General features: G+C 40.1%; 17 protein-coding genes. 7 read left to right on the top strand and 10 right to left on the bottom strand.

The genetic code is table 11. The features are described from left to right. Positions 1-136: 136 nt before the first annotated feature. Genes AC0VX1_RS11950 through AC0VX1_RS11940 form a run of 3 tightly spaced genes read right to left on the bottom strand, consistent with a single transcriptional unit; the run spans position 137 to position 3,344 of the window. Positions 137-892: a hypothetical protein gene (locus AC0VX1_RS11950; protein ID WP_098184832.1), complete on the bottom strand. Its 756-nt coding sequence runs from the start codon at positions 890-892 to the stop codon at positions 137-139. Positions 893-920: 28 nt separating this feature from the next. After that, positions 921-1,967, bottom strand: coding sequence for a cytochrome d ubiquinol oxidase subunit II (locus AC0VX1_RS11945; protein WP_413008344.1), 1,047 nt, complete (start codon positions 1,965-1,967; stop codon positions 921-923). 15 nt (positions 1,968-1,982) lie between these two features. Then, positions 1,983-3,344: a cytochrome ubiquinol oxidase subunit I gene (locus AC0VX1_RS11940; protein ID WP_034312238.1), complete on the bottom strand. Its 1,362-nt coding sequence runs from the start codon at positions 3,342-3,344 to the stop codon at positions 1,983-1,985. A gap of 361 nt (positions 3,345-3,705) precedes the next feature. Here AC0VX1_RS11940 and AC0VX1_RS11935 point away from each other — a divergent pair, with 361 nt between their 5' ends. Beyond that, positions 3,706-5,154, top strand: coding sequence for a flavin monoamine oxidase family protein (locus AC0VX1_RS11935; protein ID WP_475471760.1), 1,449 nt, complete (start codon positions 3,706-3,708; stop codon positions 5,152-5,154). A gap of 83 nt (positions 5,155-5,237) precedes the next feature. Here AC0VX1_RS11935 and AC0VX1_RS11930 read toward each other — a convergent pair whose 3' ends face one another. Genes AC0VX1_RS11930 through AC0VX1_RS11920 form a run of 3 tightly spaced genes read right to left on the bottom strand, consistent with a single transcriptional unit; the run spans position 5,238 to position 8,870 of the window. Further along, on the bottom strand, positions 5,238-6,350 hold the full coding sequence (locus tag AC0VX1_RS11930) for a Ger(x)C family spore germination protein (protein ID WP_475471385.1): 1,113 nt from the start codon (positions 6,348-6,350) through the stop codon (positions 5,238-5,240). After that, positions 6,347-7,441 carry a GerAB/ArcD/ProY family transporter gene (locus AC0VX1_RS11925; RefSeq protein WP_475471383.1) on the bottom strand — a complete coding sequence of 365 codons (1,095 nt, stop codon included), beginning with the start codon at positions 7,439-7,441 and terminating at the stop codon, positions 6,347-6,349. The genes AC0VX1_RS11930 and AC0VX1_RS11925 overlap by 4 nt, the downstream gene beginning before the upstream one ends. After that, entirely contained in the window at positions 7,413-8,870 is a 1,458-nt protein-coding gene (locus tag AC0VX1_RS11920) for a spore germination protein (RefSeq protein ID WP_413008339.1), read from the bottom strand. The genes AC0VX1_RS11925 and AC0VX1_RS11920 overlap by 29 nt, the downstream gene beginning before the upstream one ends. 209 nt (positions 8,871-9,079) lie before the next feature. Here AC0VX1_RS11920 and AC0VX1_RS11915 point away from each other — a divergent pair, with 209 nt between their 5' ends. The 4 genes from AC0VX1_RS11915 to AC0VX1_RS11900 all read left to right on the top strand — a co-directional run bounded on the left by AC0VX1_RS11915 (position 9,080) and on the right by AC0VX1_RS11900 (position 13,546). Further along, the gene (locus AC0VX1_RS11915) at positions 9,080-10,606 is read left to right on the top strand and encodes a spore germination protein (RefSeq protein WP_475471381.1); all 1,527 of its coding nucleotides are present in this window, start codon (positions 9,080-9,082) and stop codon (positions 10,604-10,606) included. Between the two features lie 18 nt (positions 10,607-10,624). Next, positions 10,625-11,716, top strand: coding sequence for a GerAB/ArcD/ProY family transporter (locus AC0VX1_RS11910; RefSeq protein WP_475471379.1), 1,092 nt, complete (start codon positions 10,625-10,627; stop codon positions 11,714-11,716). Continuing rightward, positions 11,713-12,798, top strand: coding sequence for a Ger(x)C family spore germination protein (locus tag AC0VX1_RS11905; protein WP_475471377.1), 1,086 nt, complete (start codon positions 11,713-11,715; stop codon positions 12,796-12,798). The genes AC0VX1_RS11910 and AC0VX1_RS11905 overlap by 4 nt, the downstream gene beginning before the upstream one ends. Positions 12,799-12,994: 196 nt before the next feature. Beyond that, on the top strand, positions 12,995-13,546 hold the full coding sequence (locus tag AC0VX1_RS11900; RefSeq protein WP_475471375.1) for a RidA family protein: 552 nt from the start codon (positions 12,995-12,997) through the stop codon (positions 13,544-13,546). A 259-nt stretch (positions 13,547-13,805) separates the two neighbouring features. On the opposite strand, the gene cysI is transcribed toward AC0VX1_RS11900, so the two are convergent. Both cysI and AC0VX1_RS11890 read right to left on the bottom strand, forming a co-directional pair. Next, on the bottom strand, positions 13,806-15,524 hold the full coding sequence (gene cysI, locus AC0VX1_RS11895; protein ID WP_413008330.1) for an assimilatory sulfite reductase (NADPH) hemoprotein subunit: 1,719 nt from the start codon (positions 15,522-15,524) through the stop codon (positions 13,806-13,808). A gap of 26 nt (positions 15,525-15,550) precedes the next feature. Next, entirely contained in the window at positions 15,551-17,368 is a 1,818-nt protein-coding gene (locus AC0VX1_RS11890; protein ID WP_475471373.1) for an assimilatory sulfite reductase (NADPH) flavoprotein subunit, read from the bottom strand. A 316-nt stretch (positions 17,369-17,684) separates the two neighbouring features. Here AC0VX1_RS11890 and AC0VX1_RS11885 point away from each other — a divergent pair, with 316 nt between their 5' ends. Both AC0VX1_RS11885 and AC0VX1_RS11880 read left to right on the top strand, forming a co-directional pair. After that, positions 17,685-18,593, top strand: coding sequence for a LysR family transcriptional regulator (locus tag AC0VX1_RS11885; protein ID WP_262868825.1), 909 nt, complete (start codon positions 17,685-17,687; stop codon positions 18,591-18,593). A 212-nt stretch (positions 18,594-18,805) separates the two neighbouring features. Next, positions 18,806-19,120, top strand: a complete 315-nt coding sequence (locus tag AC0VX1_RS11880) for an iron-sulfur cluster biosynthesis family protein (RefSeq protein WP_057277762.1) — start codon at positions 18,806-18,808, stop codon at positions 19,118-19,120. Positions 19,121-19,352: 232 nt separating this feature from the next. Here AC0VX1_RS11880 and sigH read toward each other — a convergent pair whose 3' ends face one another. Together sigH and AC0VX1_RS11870 are read right to left on the bottom strand one after the other, a co-directional pair. Continuing rightward, positions 19,353-20,003, bottom strand: coding sequence for an RNA polymerase sporulation sigma factor SigH (gene sigH / locus AC0VX1_RS11875; protein WP_475471370.1), 651 nt, complete (start codon positions 20,001-20,003; stop codon positions 19,353-19,355). Between the two features lie 609 nt (positions 20,004-20,612). After that, on the bottom strand, positions 20,613-21,116 hold the full coding sequence (locus tag AC0VX1_RS11870) for a DinB family protein (RefSeq protein ID WP_475471368.1): 504 nt from the start codon (positions 21,114-21,116) through the stop codon (positions 20,613-20,615). Positions 21,117-21,174: the final 58 nt, after the last annotated feature.

The raw sequence follows: 21,174 nt of genomic DNA, 5'->3' as shown, positions 1-21,174 counted from the left end.
TGATTATGTATAAACTGGATTTATTTAGATTTTACCAAATAATTAAAAATTGTCAATTTTTAAATTTAAACAAAAAAACAGCCCTCAAAACCAAGAGCCGTCAATCCAGTTTATTTAAGAAGCAGTCGATACCATGTCATTTACTACCCTTGACCGGTTTAACTTGGGCTTTTACAAGCTGCCATCCATTATTATATTTCCACACTGATTTGATCTCCAGTATCGGGTCACGCTCATCGGACCCTTTTACATTTTGGATTCCGATAAGCGCTTTTCCTTTTCCAAAAACGGTCTTGAAATCCAGTGAAGAGTATGGATCAACCAAAAGCTCTGTCGGTTCATTTAGTTTTCCATTTTGATAAATGCCCAATTTATCATAAGCTTGTTTTCTGGAACTGACATCCATCACCACAGGTTTTTGACCTTCAATAATGATTTCCGCTTTGTATCCGTCCAGAAATTGTGCCATTACAGGAACGGATGGCGGTACTTCAAGCTCCTTCACTTTTCCATCCTTGAATGTATAGGCGTAACTGGATATCAACCGCTCTCTACCTTCCATCAAAACCGTAACCAATACATCCTGGACCCCATCATCATTCAAGTCGGCAACCTTTAGATCTGGATTATACCCAGCTTCAAGCGGGACGTCGATTATACGGCGATTGCTTTCCACACTTAACTCAATTTTTTTCAGAAACTTACTACCTTCCTCATAAGGCAGTCCCTGAACCTGGATGATGTCTATTTTCTGGTCACCTGTTACATCTCTTTTAGTTGAAATATATGTGCCATCCACCTGAAAATTTTTATCATGCGCTTCAACCGCTTGATAGCTCAAAAATAGTGAGATGACTAAAACCGCATATTTTAGCAGATCTAACTTTTTCATAGTGATAACCTCTCTTTTCAAAGATGAACTAATTTGACATTTGTCGCCGTTTGAACTTTCGACGCTGATCTTTCATGAAGATGGACCAGAAATAATAGAACCCTGGGACTAATATTGCAAAGCCCACGATATACGTGGCAAACACGGCCCGGAATGAGGTTGGATCGGTAAATCCTGATAGAATCGTGACATTTGGATAGATGATATAAGGTAAATGAGCGATACCATAAACATAACTGCCGATTAAATACTGTATGATAATCGCAATGACAGCGAGGCGTGGCATCCCTTTAACCTCCTGCTTAGAAAAATAGGGTAGGTACAGTGCTATCCCGCTAATGATGAAAAAAATGAGCGAGATGAATAACAATGCAGAGTTTTTCATCATTCCTTGGTATATCCAATTCGCTTCGTTTCTTAACGTGAGCATGACCAGCAGAGCCATGACCAACATAAGCGGTCCCGTTATCATTGCATCCCTGCGATATATTTTAAATGCTTTCATTTCATCGGCCTGTTTTGAGTAATCGGACAGGAGCAAAGAAGATAAAAAAAGCGTGCTCATAATGCCGAATCCCACAAATGCATACTCATTCGGACTCGTGAAAAGTTTAGATAAATTCAATTCTTCATTTCCTCTCACACCTTCGACAAACCCAAGATGAGTGATTGGCAATACGCTGATTAATAGCCCCGGTATGATCAATCCCGTCAATCCTGAGATATACGTTAACGCTTTTTCATATTTGTCAACGCTATGCGAGAAAACCAAGAAAGCACTCCTAATACATAGCAGAACCAATATCAGGCTCGCGGGAACGATCAAGGCTACCCCAATCGGGAATACCGCACCTGGGAATAAACTGTAAATCGCAATGACAAGACCAACCACAAAAGTATTCGTCACTTCCCAAGTTGGTGATAAATAGCTATTCGCTATCTTGGTAGCATTCGTCTCTTCCTTTTTAATGTAAGTCATTGCCCAGAAGCCCGCGCCAAAATCCATAGAGGCCATGATGGCATAAAGAAAAATAAAGCCCCAGACCAGTGTTATTGCAAGAAGAGCATCACTCATTCACTTTCCCCCCTTTTATGAATTCGAATCGAAAAGTCTTACACCTTTCTGTTCGGCTTTATATATATCATCCATTACGGAATGACGTTTGAAATAATACAAAAGTGTAAACACGACAGAAACGCATAAAATGATATATACAATAATGAACATCGTGAATAAGAATCCAAGGTTTTCGTACGAAGTGACTGAATCCTCCGTTGTCAGCATCCTGTATATCGTCCAAGGCTGTCTGCCGGTACAGGCAAAAATCCAACCGCATTCTATCGAAATCACCGAAAGCGGCCCTGATGCAACAAACAGCCAAAGAATCCATTTCGGATATGTCTCCTTTTTCAGCCATTTATTCCATACCAATGCAAACAGTGCCAACGCGATTAAGCCTGAACCAATCATGACCATGGCATTGAATAAGATATGGACATAAAGCGGCGGCCAATACTCTTCCGGAAAATCATTCAAACCGGTCACAACCGTATCAAAGCTATTACCAGATAGAAAACTTAATAACCATGGAAATTCAATCCCATACTTCACTTCCTGAGCTTCCCTATCGGTATAACCGAACAAGGTAAGTCCGGCATGGTCCTGTGTTTCAAACAACCCTTCTGCCGCTGCCAGTTTTTCCGGCTGTTCCCTATATAAATGCTGCGTAGTCGCATGACCGTTCAATGCCGTCAAAAACGAAAAAACCAAGCCCAAGACAATACTGAGCCTCAGTGCTTTTTGGTGAAAATTAAATTCAGCAGTGCCATATTTATTTTTCAGCATCTTATAGGCTGCGACGGACGCCACGACAAAAGCGCCTGTAGTATAAGCAGTCAGGGCCGTATGACCTGCCGTCACCAAGAAACTTGGGTTAAAAAATGCCGCCCAAGGATCGACATCGACGATTTCCCCATTTTCAAACCGGAACCCAGCAGGTGTCCCTTCAAAAGCATGGACATTCGAAATCAAAACAGCCGAAGCCAATGCTCCGAATGCAACAAAGAATAAACTCACGATTCTGGCCCATGGCTTGATTTTTTCAGCAGCATACACATAGATTGACATAAACAGCGCTTCAACCATGAATGCATAAATCTCGATTTGGAATGGAAGCGCCATGACACGTCCTATCACTTCCATGAACCCAGGCCATAATAATGACAGCTGCACACCCGCAATCGTACCAGTCGGAATCCCGACCCCAAGTAAAACCCCTAATGTTTTGGTCCAGCGTTTAGCCATGACGACATACTGTAAATCCTTTGTCCTTTGATACATCAATTCCGCTGCCAACATCATCATCGGCAACCCGACGCCAATCGTTGCAAATATGATATGTACAGCCATATTCGTCCCGAACATTGCGCGGGCCATTTGTATATGATCCATACTGTCTTCCTTTCCACCCTTTGTCTCTTGGTAGTATCTCCTCTGTAAAGGAAAATATTTAATAATATTCCACAAACTAATTTTTCATAGGTTTTGCAGAAGCTCGGTATTCACTTAATGATGTTTTTGGATGATTGTTTAGAATATATTCTATCGAGATTATTTTTGGTATATATATTACGTGGAATTCACCAATGCACTAAAAATTTGTTAATAAGCATTTAGATGACAAATTATTGAGAATCCTTCATAAATGTTGAACCCATAAGAATATGATAGCGTAAATCCCATTTAGGATAGTGTAACAAGAGAGGAGAAAAACACTTTGTCCTTTGTAAATAATCCGCTGTCACCCGATCAAATGCTGGCTGTGATCAAAAATGGCCTGGGGCCTACCCAAATCCCCAAAAAAATCATTATCATTGGTGCCGGCATGTCTGGATTGGTTGCAGCATCCCTTTTAAAACAAGCGGGGCACGATGTTACGATATTGGAAGCAACCGGGAGAGTCGGAGGGCGTGTTTTGACGATACGGGAGCCATTTTTAGAAGGTTCCTACCTTGATGCCGGTGCCATGCGCATTCCTAATTACCATTACTTAGTCGCTGAATACATCAAGAAGTATGGTCTACGAGTCAACACTTTTGTGAATGCGACTCCTAATGATCCCATTTATGCCAATGGAATCAAGACGACCGCTGCCATATATCAGCAGAACCCTGATATACTGAGGTACCCTGTAGCTCCCCATGAAAGAGGTAAAACAGCTGAAGAATTACTTAGCATGGCAATCAAGCCTGTGACTGACTTCATCATTCAAAATCCGCGTAGAAATTGGGAAATAGTCATTAAAGAGTTTGATAAATACTCCATGAGCTTCTTTTTGCAGTACAATCCAGTCGGAATCAGTCTATCAACAGGGGCGATTGAAAGCATCAAAGTCCTGATGGGTTTAGAAGGATTCCCGGAACTTTCTTTTCCGTCCATACTTCGGGAGCTTATGCCGCTCTTTAATCCAGACGTGAAATTTTTTTCAATCGAAGGAGGAAACGACCGGCTTCCTTATGCCTTTCTACCGGAATTGAAGGATAATTTAATCTTCAGATATGAAGTGACAAAGATCATCCAACATGATAATCAAGTCACCATCCATTCCAAACATACTCAAAGTCAAAACCCCTTAACGGTTACCGGTGATCTTGCCATCGTGACTATCCCTCTTCAATTGCTGCAATTTATAGATATTGAACCACGGAATTCCTTTTCCCATAATAAATGGAAGGCAATAAGGGAACTCCATTATGCTGCTTCCACAAAAATTGGACTTCAATTCACTCATAGGTTTTGGGAAAAGGAAGGAATCTTCGGCGGTAAATTGACGACAGATTTACCTATTAGATTTTCTTATTACCCCAGCCAAACGAGCAACCAGAGTGAATCCGGTCTCATCTTAGCAAGTTATACATGGGAAGATGACGCCACTTTATGGGATATCCTACCGGAAAAAGATCGCATACAACACGCATTGAAAAATTTGGCAGTGATCCATGGACAACAAGTATATGATCATTTTTTATCAGGAGCTTCTTATAGCTGGACACTGAATCAGTATTCCTACGGCGCTTTTTCCATGTTTAAACCTGGTCAGGAAACCGACTTGTTTCCATACATCCCAACTCCTGAAGGAAGGGTCCACTTCGCTGGGGAGCATACATCAACCGTACCTGCCTGGATTGAAGGAGCCATTCAATCCGGAATCAGGGTTGCACATGAAGTGACGAATCTGCCTAGAACGTTCAGTGGGCCTTGAATGGACCTTTTCTTTGGCTATATACTTATTAACAGCATTAACAAAAAACCTTCCATTTGGAAGGTTTTCATTCTTATGCCCATTCACTTTATCCCCCCTTTTGAACCAAAGTCTACGATCCTTATGTCCACTTCATAATTTATATCAGCTTTACTGAAAACTTCGTCCCATTTCCGCTTATTTTTCTCCCAAAACTTCGGATGCTGATTTTCCACATAACGATACAATCCCGCTACCCCTGTTTTATAATCATGCTGTAATTTGTATACGATTTTCTTGACATCCTTTTTCACTTCATCCTCGGCAACACGCTCAACATCTTTTAAATAGCCTTCCTTAAATGAGTTTTCCTTACCATACCAATCTTCCGAAAGTCTTGCTGTGTACCCGACCTTTATATTGATCGTCAAATGATCACCGTTCAATTCCGTGGTGATTTTCCTCCTTTTCCTATTGATCACTTCGACACTTAAAGGCTTACCGTGTTGGACCGCTTCAATTATTCCGCCCTTTACTTCTCCGTTCAACCAATTTAATGCAGCAATATCTTCATCATTCATGACCCCGACCAACTTTGAATTGTTGATCACCCCTGCACCCTCCAAAATTAATTTCCCACCCCTAATATCAACGGCCTGAATGGCAAAGCTTCCATCTGACTGCAAATTTGAGGATGCTTTGCCCAGTGTTAAAGGCGGAAGTATTTTATTCGTTCTGTGCTCATTATCTTTCAATTCATAGATTACATTAGAAGGGATATCCCCTTCTTCGGATCGTCCCAAAATTTCCTTCGTCGGTCTCTTCGTTAAATAAACATGACAGCTTCTCCTTGTATTGTTATCGCGTATCGACTGATTAATGATCGCTTCCATCGGGAATTTCCTTAATACATCTTCATTAATGAGGATGACACGCTGGTGATTGGTTAATACCGTATTGGTTATGAGTAAAGAATCCCTTATTGCTTCATGCAGCGTTTTGGCACTGACCGTAACATTCTTATATTTTAGTTGGGCCTGATTTTCCTGAACACTATTTCCTGGAGGAACCAGAATTTGCTGAGTTAACATGATTTCGTCTTTCTTTTTGCTTTTATCGATTCCCACCCCCACCACAAGGGATAATTTTTCAATATTTTGACTGTCCCAACAGCCAGCAAGTAAAGGAATAAGCAAGAACAACCATAATCTTTTCATACGCTTCTTCTACTCCTTTTCACTTGAACGATTGCGTATGTAATAATGGGCAATCCAAATAATACAAAGGGAAATATATATCCCAGCAAATCGCTCATTTTAAACAAGTCGATTGTATTTTTAGGAATTTTGGCCAGAAAAAAAACGACAGGAACCAAAACAATGAGGTTCGTTGTATATGAATTGTTAAAAATTTTCGTCAGTCCTTCTGCTGCGAAGTAATAGTAAATCGCATGTGTTAAAAAAAACTGAAGAATCCAGGTGATTAAGAGAAATAGCTCCATACGCTCTAAAAATATCCCTGTTACTTCATAGGACTGAATAAAAGAAATGGTTGGCCAAGTAACTGCTTTGACTTCCGGGACAGTCAGTGTAGCCACTACCAATACATATGTAATCACATATAAAATCAGCGGTATGAAAAAACCGATTAAAACGCCACTTTTTACCTTGTTTTGATTTTTAACGACACCAAACAAAAAGATGAAAAGTTCAATTCCAAAAAAAGACAAAGTTCCGGAGCCCATCCCTTTCATGACGGGGAGAAATCCTTTCGCAAGAACAGGCTGCAGGTTTTTTATCTCGACTACCCTGAGACTGAACAAATAAATGAGCAAGACGATGACGATTGTCAAAGGAAGAAAGAAGACACAAGCCTTTGCTATGGCTTTTATTTTGCCTGTCAAAAGATGCACACTCGCTAAAATCATGGTAAGTATCACAATCTCAACCGGGGTTTCCTCCAACAAATAAAAACAGACCATTTCACTCATCGCAAGAACTTCAAAGCTGGCCACGCCTATAAAGTATACCACCACGACCAACCCGATAAGTTTGGAGAGCCACTTTCCATAGGCCTCCTCCATGTATGTGTAATAGTCAGCGACCTTATGTTTTTTTAACAGAACAACCAATAAACATATCAAAAGGGCAATAGCGATCCCATTAAAAATCAAGACGATCCATCCATCGGTCGAATTGATTTTTTCCGTTAACGTTCTTGGAAGGGTCAGCATTCCAATTCCTAACATGCTGCAGGAAATGATTGCAGCCAATTCGCCACTAAGAATTTTGCCGTCGGACTGGCTCAAAAGAATCCCCCCCTTTTTTCCGCTTCGGTAACCGCAGGAACGCATCCTTCCAGGTCTTTTTACCGATAAAGTCCATTGGTTGAAAATAAGGTTCTTGGAAGCTCGTCAATTTTGACAAATGGCTGATAACGATAATAAAGAATAATGTGGTTCCGTATAAACCTAAAACGGCGGCAAAAATCATCGCCCCGAACCTTAATGCCCTGAACGCCAGTCCAAAGCTATATTGCGGGACCGTAAAAGAGGTAATCGTCGTGATCGAAACGATAATGACCATCAGGGAACTTACAAGATTGGCTTGAACTGCTGCTTGGCCAATAATGACCCCGCCAACCAATCCAACCGTTTGACCAATGGGCGATGGGAGCCGAATCCCTGCTTCGCGAAGCAGTTCAATCGTTACTTCCATGATGATGGCTTCAACAAACGGCGGAAATGGCACGTTCTCCCTTGTACCCGCGATCGTCATCGCCAGTTCTGACGGGAGCAATCCAGGGTTGAACGAAACCAAGGAGATATAAATCCCTGAAAGAAATACGGTAACAAATAAAGATAAATAGCGAAGTACACGTAGAAAAGAACCCGCTACCCACCTTTCATAATAATCATCCGGTGACTGCAGCAACATCGTGATCGTCGTTGGTGCCATCAAAGCAAATGGCGATCCGTCAACCATGATGACCACCCTTCCCTCCTGCAATGCAGCCAATACTTTATCTGGACGCTCCGTATTTTGGATCTGTGGGAAAGGGGTTAGTGCTGTATCTTCAATTAATTCCTCGAGCATCCCTGAGTCTTGGAGATCAGTAGCTTTCACTTCATTTATCCGTTTATTCACTTCATTCAGCAGTGAATCGCTCGCTTTTCCTTCATAATAAATCAAAGCAACTTCCCGCTTTTCCATCGTCCCGAACTTCTGTTGTTGGACGATAAGGCTGGGATGGTTTGAATATTGCCTTATCAAGCCGATATTTTCCTGAAGACTTTCGATAAAACCAAGCTTCGGCCCCCGGACAACCCTCTCTGTCGAAGGTTCACCCAGTGTACGTTTTTTTTCCTTTTCCAGATTCAAGACATAACCATTTACTATGCCATCTATAAATAAAAGCGTTTTTCCGTCAAAAATATGCTCTTTGGCTGTTTCATATGTTTCAACATCATCCTGTTCCCTGACTGAACAGATTTTGGAAATGACCAGCTGTTCGATAGAAACCGGATGCCTGGTTTCTACCTGGGCAGCCGATAGATCCAAGACTATCTCATTGAATGCAGGATAATCCATCGTTCCATTGACAAATACGAATAATCCCGAAACTTCATAACCGGGAATGAATATCTGTTTAAATACTACATCATCCTGCATATCCAATTCAGATTTCAATTCTTCCTGCTTTTGATCCAATTTAATATGCAAGGGTTTACTTTTCATGGTGAACTCCTTTGGTTAAATAGGTTTTTATTTTTTCAGTTTCCTCCATTTACATTTTTTTTATGCGAACAGGATATGAAGGCAGATTTTACACCAATTTATTTAATGAATTTCCTTTCTGAAGCGAGCGACATTAGCATCCAAAATGGTTAATTTGTAATTAAATTGCAAATGCTAGGATTATAAGCTTTAATGCAGAGGTGACAACATTGTTTAACCGCAGAACGTTCAAAAAAAAGCCAAATCAACCAAACGAAAAAAATGAAGAATTAAATAACGTTTCGGAAGTAAGGGACCTATTCAATACCCTATCTTCATCCAATGATTTCATTAACCATCAAGGAACATATAATGGCATAGGCTATTGGGTCTCTTTTTATCGCTCGTTGATCGATGCACAGGTACTTCATGAAAGTGTTCTTTCTGTCATACCGACTCTGGAAACGATAAATTTGGAGCAAATAAAAGAAAACGTTCCTATTGAGAATACACTTATCACCAGTACCAAGGTTGTAATTGAAGACAGGATCATGAGAGGCGAAATTGCACTTCGTTTAGATGGAAATCTTGATGAATGCCTATTAATCAATGTTGCGGCCCAACGGGGGAGACAAGTTGAGAAACCTGAACTTGAATTTGGCATCATAAGTGCTCAAGAAGCATTTGTCGAGGATCTTGATATCAATCTGAATTTAGTCAGAAAAAGGCTTCCTGTCCCTGGATTGCAAGTAAGTGAAATGACTGTGGGATCATTGTCTAAAACGAAAGTGGCCGTTTTATCGATAGAAGGGATCGTTGATCAGGAAAATGTTGATAATGTTATACAAAGGATCGATGACGTAGAGTTTGATGAAATATTGGACGGGTCCTATCTCGCGCAAATGCTATATGATAATTCAAATACCTTGTTTCCCCTTTTTCTAAATACGGAAAGGCCTGATCGCATCGCAAGTGCATTGGCTGAAGGCAAGGTAGCCTTGTTAATCGATAGGTCGTCCTCTGCACTTATTACTCCAACCATTTTTTTGGAATACTTCATCACCATGGAAGATTATAATATGCCTTGGGTTCCGGCTTCTGCTTTCCGTTTATTAAGGATATTTGCGGTCGCTTTTTCGATATTTGCCACTCCCATTTATGTAGCCGTGCTGACCTATCATTATGAGCTGATTCCTAAAGATCTTTTGGAAACAATTGTTACCTCAAGGAACTTAATACCTTTTCAGCCTTTGATTGAAGCATTATTCTTGGAGATCTCCATAGAGTTATTACGGGAAGCGGCTGCCAGGCTGCCAACAAAGGTAGGCCAGACATTAGGTATCGTCGGCGGTATCGTTATCGGTCAAGCAGCCGTTGTTGCTGGTTTGACCAGTAATATCTTATTGATCATCGTTGCCCTCTCGGCATTGGCATCATTTGTTACTCCCATTTATAAAATGGGTAATGCCATACGGCTGCTGCGGTTCCCCTTCTTAATCGGGGCCCAAATTTGGGGGCTGCTGGGCATTACCATAGCAGCCGTGTTTTTGATGACCCACCTTATCAAATTAACTTCTATGGGACACCCGTACCTCGAACCGATATACCCATTTCGCATGCAAGATTGGAAAGACAGCTTTGTTCGGCTTCCTTTCAATCTTTTCAAATCGCGGCCTGTAAATTTACGTCCAGATGATATAGCCCGACAGCCACAGCCCAAAAAAGCAAGAATCAAAAAAAATGATTTTAATGAATGATCTAAATGAGGGTCCCATATGAACCAAGCTGGAGTTAATGATAAGTATAAAGTATCACCGTTCTATGTGTTTTTTTTAGTGCATTCCATGCAAACAGGAGTAGGCGTTTTGAGTTTTCAAAGAGTTTTAGCGAAGTCAACGGGAACGGATGGCTGGATTTCAATACTCCTAGCGGGCCTGATCGTCCATATATTTATTTGGATCATATATAAAATCTTCAGTATCGTTCCTGGTGATATCATTTCTGTAAATAATCAAGCATTCGGGAAATGGATAGGGAATTTCTTCAGCCTATTATTCATTCTTTACTTTTTTTTCCTTGGTATGACAGTCATGATTAGCTATATAAATGTCATACATGTATGGATGTTTGAAGAGGTACCATCTTGGGCTTTTTCAGTGGTCTTCATGGTTTTGATTTATTATATTCATACGGGAGGATTTCGAACAATTACGGGTATTGCCTTTTTAAGCGTCCTTTTGACTTTCTGGCTTTTATTTGTCCTAATCTATGCCATGGAATACTCTGAATTCACCAATTTGCTTCCTGCTTTCCATCACACTCTATTGGACATATTGAAAGGAACCAGAAGTACTTCATTGACGCTGCTTGGTTTTGAAATGATCGTGATATATTTTCCGTTCATCAAAAATGCCAAATCTTCACAAAAATATGCCCATTGGGGGGCCTTAACGACAACTTTAATAACTGTATTCGTTTATTTGGTTTCACTTGTTTTTTATTCACAAAAACAGTTGGAACTGACTATATGGCCAACATTGTCAATGACCAGCATTATCGAATTGCCCTTTATCCAGCGATTTGAATATATAAATGTTTCTTGGTGGGCCATCATTATTATCTCTAACATGGCCATCGCCTTGTGGTCAGCAAGCCGAGGTTTCAAGCGCTTGTTCAATGTTCAGCAAAAGTATCCATTATGGGGGATGTCGATTATTATCCTGCTTACCAATATATTTGTTTTTGATATCGATTCCCTCTATATATTGAATAAAATAATCGATCCATACGGCGTACTATTTATTGCTTTATACTTGCCTCTTCTTTTGGTCATCATCTATATAAAGAAAATGAGGAAACGTATATGAGAAAATTATTTCTTGTTATCTTGGCTTTGCCCCTCCTTTGCAGCTGTGCCCAGCCAAGAGTGGTGGATGAAGTCAATATGTCTCAGGCCATTGGCTACGATATACTGAAGAATGATATTGTCGAAGGAATGTTCATTATCCCTATCTTCCAGCAGGACATGATGGGTGAATATCAAATATTAAGCGGAACATCAACGACAACAAGTGATGTCCAGGCTGTCGTTTCCAAAAAAGCGGATAAGCCGGTATTTCTTGGACAGACACGCATCATTTTATTCAGTGAAAAAATGGTTCGGGAAATCGGAATGACAGAACTGACCGATTATCTCTACCGTGAGCCTCAACTTGGAAACAGGGTCATTTTGGCCGTCGTTGAAGGAAAGGTCAAGAATGTCATAAATTCGAAACCACCAAATAAAAATGTGAATATTGGAATTTTTTTATCAGGTTTGATCAATCAACAAATTAAAACAGGTAATGGACCGGATACTAACCTCCATCTTTTTTTAAGAAACTCTCTAGAAGATGGCGGCGATTCGTATCTTCCTTTATTTAAATTAATCAATAATGAGGTTACGGTTTCTGGAGCCGCCCTATTTCATGAAAATAAGATGGTCACGAAAGTCCCCACGGATGATATGTTCATTTTCAAGACATTAGTTCAACATCATAGGAAGGGAATATACAAGTTCAAATTAAAAGACAAGCAAGAAAGCGAAATCGTGGTGGAAAGTATCCGAAGCGGTTCAAGTTATGAGGTATCCAGCACAGAGAGAAATCCCTCGATCACGATCAAGATCAAAATTAAAGGGCAAATCAAGGAATCCATGCGAAGTGAAAACCTAACCAATAGAAAGATGATAAAAAAAATTGAAAAGGAAATGGAAGCAGATTTAACGAAGCAAGCAAACCGTCTTATGAAAGGTTTCCAGAAAAAATCCCTTGATCCGATTGGCCTTAAGGAAAAATATCATGCCAAAAATAAAAAATTGACCTATGAACATTGGAAAAAGATTTATCCGACAATGGACATTAATATAGAAACCAAAGTTAACATCATCCAAACCGGAGTCTCAGAATGATGAATTGTCGATATGCCATTTAGAAATCTTCATCAGATCGGAAAAACTACATTCATATTAAATTGCTGGTGAACAGCTCAATTATTTAACTGTATGGCTGGCAGATGCTTTTGAAACAGCAAAAATTGTGGTTAGCCGGATAAATGAATCTGATTATCTACCTATCGTCGTTACATTAATAACAGGAGCTGACTATATGAATACACCTATGAAATCGATCACCGCTGCCTCAGTATTAAGTATATGTTTAATCACAGGATACTCGTTTGCTTCCGCAGGTAACGAACAAGATGAATTGAAATCGGATAAAGTGACCTTCTTTGGGTCCCCAACTTCTGCGATTTCCAGTTCAGTTGCTGTGCCTCAAAGTTATAACCGGTTATTGTTTAGCGGAACAGTTGCACCTCTTTTAAACAAGGATGGAAAAACCACTTATGAGAGATATGGCAATACAGAAAAGCAGGCAATCGGAATCTTAGAGAAATTAAAAGCAGATTTGAAAACAAAAGGACTTTCCCTCACTGATGTAACCTATCTGCGTGTGTATGTCGCGCCAGATCCAAACAAGGGAAATACACCAGACTATCAAGGTTGGTTCGATGCTTACGCTCTTTTCTTTAATACAAAGGAAAATCCAGTGAAAACAGCCCGTTCCACTGTAGGGGTGCAAAGTCTGGTTTCGCCGGATTATCTCATTGAGATTGAAGCAGAAGTAGCCTATAAAAATAACAGCATGGCAAATAAATAGACGATAGATGAGTATGGTAATGATTCAACATATCGATGTTCCAGCCACTCTGGAAAGCCTTTGAATACCAAAAGAGACAGGAAATTATTCCTGTCTCACAGACTGTACAATTCGAACGTTGATTGGAACGTAGGGCACTCGCTTTTCCCGCAAGAGTCTCGTACCTTCCGTTCCATCAACTTTGTTTTAAAATACAGATAGAACCCCTTTTGTCTGCAAAAAGAGACAGGAAGTCATTCCTGTCTCTCATTTGTTTTAATCAATCATGAAAATTCGTTCCATCCGTCACTTCTTTAACAATCCCTGCATTGATGACGAAGTCGCCGAAATGCTCTCCTTGCTGACGTTCTTTTGCATAACGGGAAAGAAGTACACGCAACTCTCTTAATATTTCTTCTTCACCGATGTTTTCACGGTACATTTTACTTAATCGGCTTCCGTCGAATGCAGCACCGAGATACATATTATATTTTCCAGGTGCCTTACCGATAAAACCAATTTCACCGAGTGCATGCCGGGCACAGCCGTTCGGACAACCAGTCATGCGTATCGTGATTTCTTCATTCCTCAGGCCGTTTTCATCAACGATGGCCTCGATTTTATCAATCAGAACCGGCAAATAACGCTCCGCTTCGGCCATTGCCAACCCGCATGTCGGAAGCGCCACGCATGCAATCGAGCTGCGCCTGAGCGCCGAATGATGTGCACCATCCGTCAAACCGTATGTTTCAAGCAATTCTATGATTTTTTTCTTTTCCTGGCTTGACACATCTGCAATGATCAGGTTTTGATTGGCAGTCAATCGGAAATCACCCGTATGGACCTTTGCGATTTCGCGCAATCCGGTCATCAGCTTGTAATCATTGATATCGGCAATTCGGCCACCCTCGACAAATAGTGTAAAATGCCATTTACCCTGCATGCCTTTTACCCATCCATAGCGGTCGCCATTATTATCAAAATGGTAAGTTCTCGCTTCCTCTAGCTTCCATCCTAGACGATTTTCCAGTTCAGCTTTTACCGGTTCGAGCCCAAGCCTGTCAACCGTATACTTGAACCGGGCATTTTTCCGTACGGATCGGTTTCCGTAATCACGCTGAATCGTAATGATTTTTTCAGCCACATCCAGTATTTTGTCTGGCTGGCAAAAGCCGATTACCTTGGCTAGTTGAGGATATGTCGCCTTGTCACCGTGGGTCATACCCATACCGCCGCCGATCGCCACATTAAAACCAACAAGTTTTCCATTTTCAACAATTGCTATGAAGCCAAGATCTTGGGAGTAGACATCAATGTCATTGGATGGCGGTACGGCAATGCCTATTTTAAACTTCCTTGGCAAATAAAGCTTTCCGTACATTGGTTCGACTTCCTCCAATTCCGGAGTAGCGACAACTTTTTCTTCATCCAGCCAGATTTCATGGTACGCCCTTGTACGCGGCAATAGATAATCACTCAATTTTTTCGACCATTCATATACTTCGGAATGGATTTCGGATTGAAATGGAATCGAATTGCACATTACGTTTCGGTTTACATCTCCGCATGCAGCGATTGTATCCAACATGGAAGCATGGATTTCCTGAATGGTTTTTTTCATATTCCATTTTAAAATACCATGCATTTGAAACGTCTGCCTTGTTGTCAATTTCAAGGTTCCGTTACCGTATTTCTGGGCAAGGTCATCCATAACAAGCCATTGAGAAGGCTGTGCAACCCCGCCGGCCATGCGAACACGCAACATAAATTGATAGGCAGGCTCCAGTTTTTGTTTTTGACGCTCATTACGCAGATCCCGATCGTCCTGCAAATAGCTGCCGTGATGTTTCATCAGTCGATTGTCATCATCCGGAATACCGGCGCTAATCCGATCCTGCATCACTTTTCCAAGTGTACCTCGCAAATAATCGCTTCTTTCTTTAATTTGCTCAACATCACTTGGCGGGCCTGCTGGTGCTTTCAATAGTGGGTTCACCATGTTGTAATCTCCTTTTCTTCTAAATTTCAATACACATCACGTTGATAGCGTTTATTCTGTTGCATATCTTCTAGATAAGCTTGCGCATCAGCATGGCTCATATTGCCTTCTTTTTCAATGATCTCAATAAGCGTATTATGGACATCATGTGCCATGTTTTTTTCGTCACCGCAAATGTATACAGTTGCTCCTTTTTGAAGCCATTCGTATAATTCCCCGCTTTGCTCGCGCATCCGGTCTTGAACATACACTTTTTCATCCGTATCGCGGGAAAAGGCCACATCCATTTTCGTAAGTACACCTGTTTTCAACCACTTTTGCCATTCAGTTTGATAAAGGAAATCCGTCACGAAATGCTGATCTCCGAAAAAGAGCCACGTTTTCCCTTTCGCTTCCGATTCTTCGCGATCCTGGATAAAGGATCTAAACGGGGCAATGCCCGTTCCCGGTCCAACCATGATAATTGGCGTATCTGGGTTCTTTGGCTGCTTAAAGTTCTGGTTATGCTGAATGTAAATGGGCAGCAAGTCCCCTGGCTGTAATCTGTCCGCACATAAAATCGAGCAGACCCCTTTTCTTTCCCGACCATGACTTTCATACCTGACAGCTCCGATTGTCAAATGCACTTCATCCTGATAGGCGGACAAACTACTCGCAATCGAATACAGACGGGCTGGCATTTTCCGAAGTATCGATACAAACTCTTGCGCCGAATCACCCCATGAACCAAAATCACGGACAAAATCAAGCAAATCACGGCCTTCTCGATATTCTTTTAACCTTTCTTCATTACCAGGCTTTAAAAGCTCCTTTAAATCCTCATTACCAGAAAGCTGTGCCGCTTGTTCAATGAGCGATTTGGTCAATACCGTTATTTCAAAGTCGGAGATGAGCGATTCCCTAAGCTGACGAAGTTCCCCCTGCTTATTGACCTTCACGGTTTCTTCAGGATCCCAATCCAGTTCCATAATAAGCATATCCACTAAATCCGAATCGTTTTTCGGATAAATGCCAAGGCTGTCACCAGGCTCGAATGTAAGGCCTGAGCCCTCAAGAGATAACTCAAGGTGATGAGTTTCTTTATTGGAGCCACGTCCGTTCAAATTTATGTTTTCCAACACTTCCGCTTTAAACGGATTTGTTCTCGAATAAGAATTTTGTTCATCTACAGAAGCTTTTGCTTCGGGAACTGCAGCAGCAGAACTGACTTGCCCTTCACTTAAACTGGAAATGACTCCTTCCAGCCATTCCGAAGCAGGCTCATCATAATCAAGGTCACAGTCCACTCGCGGAAATAACCGTGTCCCCCCAAGTTCCTCCAAGCGTTTATCGAATTGTTTTCCCGTTTCACAGAAAAACTCATATGAGCTGTCCCCAAGCGCCAATACCGAATAGCGGAGACCCTCAAGGCTTGGTGCCCTCCTGCCATGAAGATACTCATGGAAAGACAATGTATTATCCGGAGGATCACCTTCTCCATGCGTGCTAACGGCAATCAGAAGATTTTCGATTTTTTTCAAATTGTTGACTTTAAAGTCACTCATGGATGAAATGGTAACCTGAAAGCCATTACCCTCAAGCTTACTCGCCGCATTTTCTGCCAGCCCTTGAGCATTGCCCGTCTGTGAACCATACAGGATGGTCACTTCTTTTGATATTGTCTTCCCGCCGCTTTGAGCTTCCAATACCGGGGCGTCGGCTGAACTTGTGTTCGAAACTGACAAAGATGCAGTCAGATAACCGCTCAACCAAATTTTTTGTGTTTCGGTCAAGCTTGGCAGCAGGCTGTTAAGAAGCTCTGCTTGCTCTTGATTAAAGGGACTGTTACTTACCTGAAGTTGCACGATTTCCACCTCACAAAGGGATATTAACTTATCTTAGTTGATTATTATGTATAACGAGTGGGTTTAAATATTTTATTTCGATCCATAAATTAATTAACTCGTTTACTCCTATAGACCAAGTCGGTTTTAACTGCAAAAAAAATGAAATATACAGTTATATAGGTTCATAGCACGCAACAAAGGACAATAGCTTTCCCAGCCTATACTCTTCCTAAAATAAGTTTCTCATTAAAACTTTACTGGAAGGTAGATCATTAGTAAAATATATATAATTTATTATAACTATTAAGAATATTAATAATAAGGAGAAATTTCTATGTACTATGATGCTCTAAAAACATTTGTGACCCTTGTGGAAGTCAAGAACTTTACAAAAACAGCAGAAATTCTTCTTATGTCGCAACCAAGTGTCAGTTTGCATATTAAAAAATTAGAAGAAGAGTTCCAAACCAAATTATTCCTCCGTTCTCCCAAGTTTTTGAAAGTCACCTTAACGGGAGAAATTCTTTACGACCGGGCGAAGCAAATGATCACAATCTATGAACAGACCAGACAAGACATCCAGGAACACGATAGGTCCATCAAGGGCGAATTAAAGATAGGTGCGAGTTTTACAATAGGAGAGTATATCCTTCCTTCTTTACTCATCGACCTTCAAGAGGAATATCCTGAACTTGAACTTCAAGTGATAATTGGGAACACGGAAGAAATCGTTCAAGCCGTTCGGCTATACAAAGTGGATATTGGTTTAATCGAAGGTCAAACTAATGAAAAAGAACTTTCTGTTCACCCATTCATGCAAGATGAGCTATTCATTGTGTCTTCTAACAATCATGAACTTGCTAATAAAGACGATGTGGAGATTACTGATTTACATGACCAAGCATGGGTAACGAGGGAAGTTGGATCTGGTACACGAGAATACCTTAACCATGTCATACGTTCAAATGGTTTGAAAATTAAATCGATACTCACGATAAGCAGCAATCAAGGAATTAAAGAAACACTTATAAAAAACGGCTCAGGGCTGGCCCTGCTTTCCCGAAGTGTCATCGAAAGGGATGTACAAAATAAAATCCTTTCTATCATTCAGGTAAAAGATGAATCCTTTAACAGGACACTTTCTTACGTCTATTCCCCCATTATGAAAGATAAAAAAAATGTAAAGACTTTTATAACTGAATTAAACAAAAAGTGGCCCATGAAAACAAAGCCGATAGGATGATCATTGCAAAGAAAGCTATTCCAAAGATGGAGTTACAGACACATGGTGTTTGAACTTATTTGTGATTTTTTTAAACCACATATGCCTGATGACCGGGAATATCGGCTTTTTTATCCTTAATAAACATTCTTATGCACATTAACTTACAAACAATTGGGTATAAGAATGAATAGAGGATTGTATAGATAAAAAATAATATGGGAGCGGGTTTCATGGATATTGAGATTAAAGAAGCAGCGATTGAACAACTATTAAAAATGAATTATAAAGAGAATGAAGGGGTTCGTATCGAAGCCATTTATGTTGGGAGCTGTTCAATTTATGTGGAACATGAATTGAAAATTGATAATAAGAACGAAGATGATGAGAGATTCATAATTGCTGGAGTCCCCATATTAATTTCAAGTGAGTCTAAAAAGCATCTTCCGGATAAAGTCTTCCTCAATTACAGTGACGGACTTGGATACAAATTATATTCAGACGATGAAACATTGAGGTATAATCTCCAATTGAAGAGAGTGAATTAAAAAAATGAACATAGTAAAAAGCCCATGTGTTTCAGTTGGGCTTTTTTTGGTTATACTCAGAGAATTTTTTATCGGCATGTTACCTAGAGGGATTTTATTTCCCATAGGATAGAACTGCACTAACTGCTCCATTACCAGGAAAATGCTAATTAGTACTTTTATCTAATCTATTAATTGTTTCAATGTTATTTTACAAATCAATAATGACCGAAAGTTTAAAGAATGATTGTTATTATTCTTCCACTCTCCTGGACTCGAGGTGCCGCTCCAGCTTCCTTTTTACCCGCTGAAGTGCATTATCGATCGTCTTTTTTTGAACATTCAGTTCCTTTGATATTTCTAAATAAGTTTTTCCTTCCAGGTACAAGTCCACAACACTGCTTTCCAACTCACTAAGGACTTCGGTTAAAATTAGCTCAATATCACAAATTTCTTCTGATTTTATTAAGATCGTGACTGGGTCACTTTGTCTCTGTTCAGGGATAAGATCAATTAGCCCCTGTTCCGACTCCCCTTGATGGATGGGCATATACAATGAAACATAATTATTTAAGGGAGAATGCTTTTGGCGAATCGCCGCTTTAACCGCCGATATGATTTGTCTTGTAATGCACAGTTCCGCAAATGATCTGAAAGACGCCTTTTTGCAATTTTTGTAGTCTCGAATGGCCTTATATAGCCCAATCATCCCTTCCTGAAAGACGTCTTCCTTATCTCCACCCGTTAAAAAATACTTCAATGCATTGGATTGAACGACACATCTGTATTTATTAATTAAAAAGTCCAGTGCATCCTCATCACCATTATGGATTTTCCCTACCAACATTACATCTTCCATATGAGTATAGTTTTCCATTTGTTTTTTCTCGATGATTACACTCATTTTTTTCCTCCACTCACTTAATTGAGCCCCGATATAAAGAATGCATTATTACTTCAATGTATTAAAGTACATTCATTATTATAATATCTCAGAAATGACGATAATGATATTCGCAAATTACGACATTTTTCAACAAAATCCAGATATTTATTACTAGAAACTTTCAGTCAGCTTTAATTGATTTGGTAAAGATTTTTTCATTATAGTCGTTTTGTTTAACTCCTGATCATTGACGGATATAGTTGTACCGGTGGTTGTGGTAATTATGGCGGGGGTTCAGCATATGGCGGCTTACAAATAGCATGATTATAAATAATAATCTTAAAGAACTATTCTGCACTAATGATTTAATAGAGCCTAACCAAAAGGAGAAGAACGAATCTATCCTACCTTCATTAGCTTTAGATGGAAAAATAAAGGTTTCCTTTAAAACATCGTCTCTAATAAATTTGCTGATTTCATTTAAACCCTTCTTTCGCAAAATAAAAAAGCACCCCTCAAAGGATGCTAAAACATATTATTAACTCAGTCATAAAATGGAGTACTGGATTTAATTATTCGCCAATGTCCCGGTATGTAGAAGATCCTAACTGAAGCATACATCAGTCCTTAAAGCGGAGGATTTTCCACACCCAAATGAATCCAATCTTCTTTTGGAGGTCCATAAACCCCAAAAGGTTTAATTCCTGCTTGACGCATCAGAACCGTAACTTGTCCGCGATGATGAACAATATGCTTGATTAGCCCCATAAGGATGGAAGCATTTGTTTCCTGTCTTCCGAACGCTTCTTGTATTTGTCCCAGGGATTCGTCTGTCCATTGTTGTTCAATAATTTTGGCTGCATGAGAACTTGCATTTTTAAAAGTGATGGCAATTTCCCTGGCTGAAGATGGAACGTTTTCCGAACTTTCTATCCGGTCTATCTTTAACCCGAAATGAGCTAGATAATCTGGAATATTCGTGGTGAAATGCCACACAATCCTTCCTAAAGTGCGACCTTCAGGATAAACTTGTTGTTCTAAGGATTCATCAGTCAAACTATCCAAGACATTTTGAGTGAGTATGGCTTCTTTATTCCATTCTTTAATAAAATCTGAAATTGAAATATACATATAATACCTCCCCTATTTCGATGGATAATTACTTAAAATACATTATAAAACATATGTT

The organism is Peribacillus sp. QJM3NY_7 (assembly GCF_056173225.1).
Note: the sequence above shows the minus strand (reverse complement) of the source record. Positions and strands in the feature narration are given on the sequence as shown.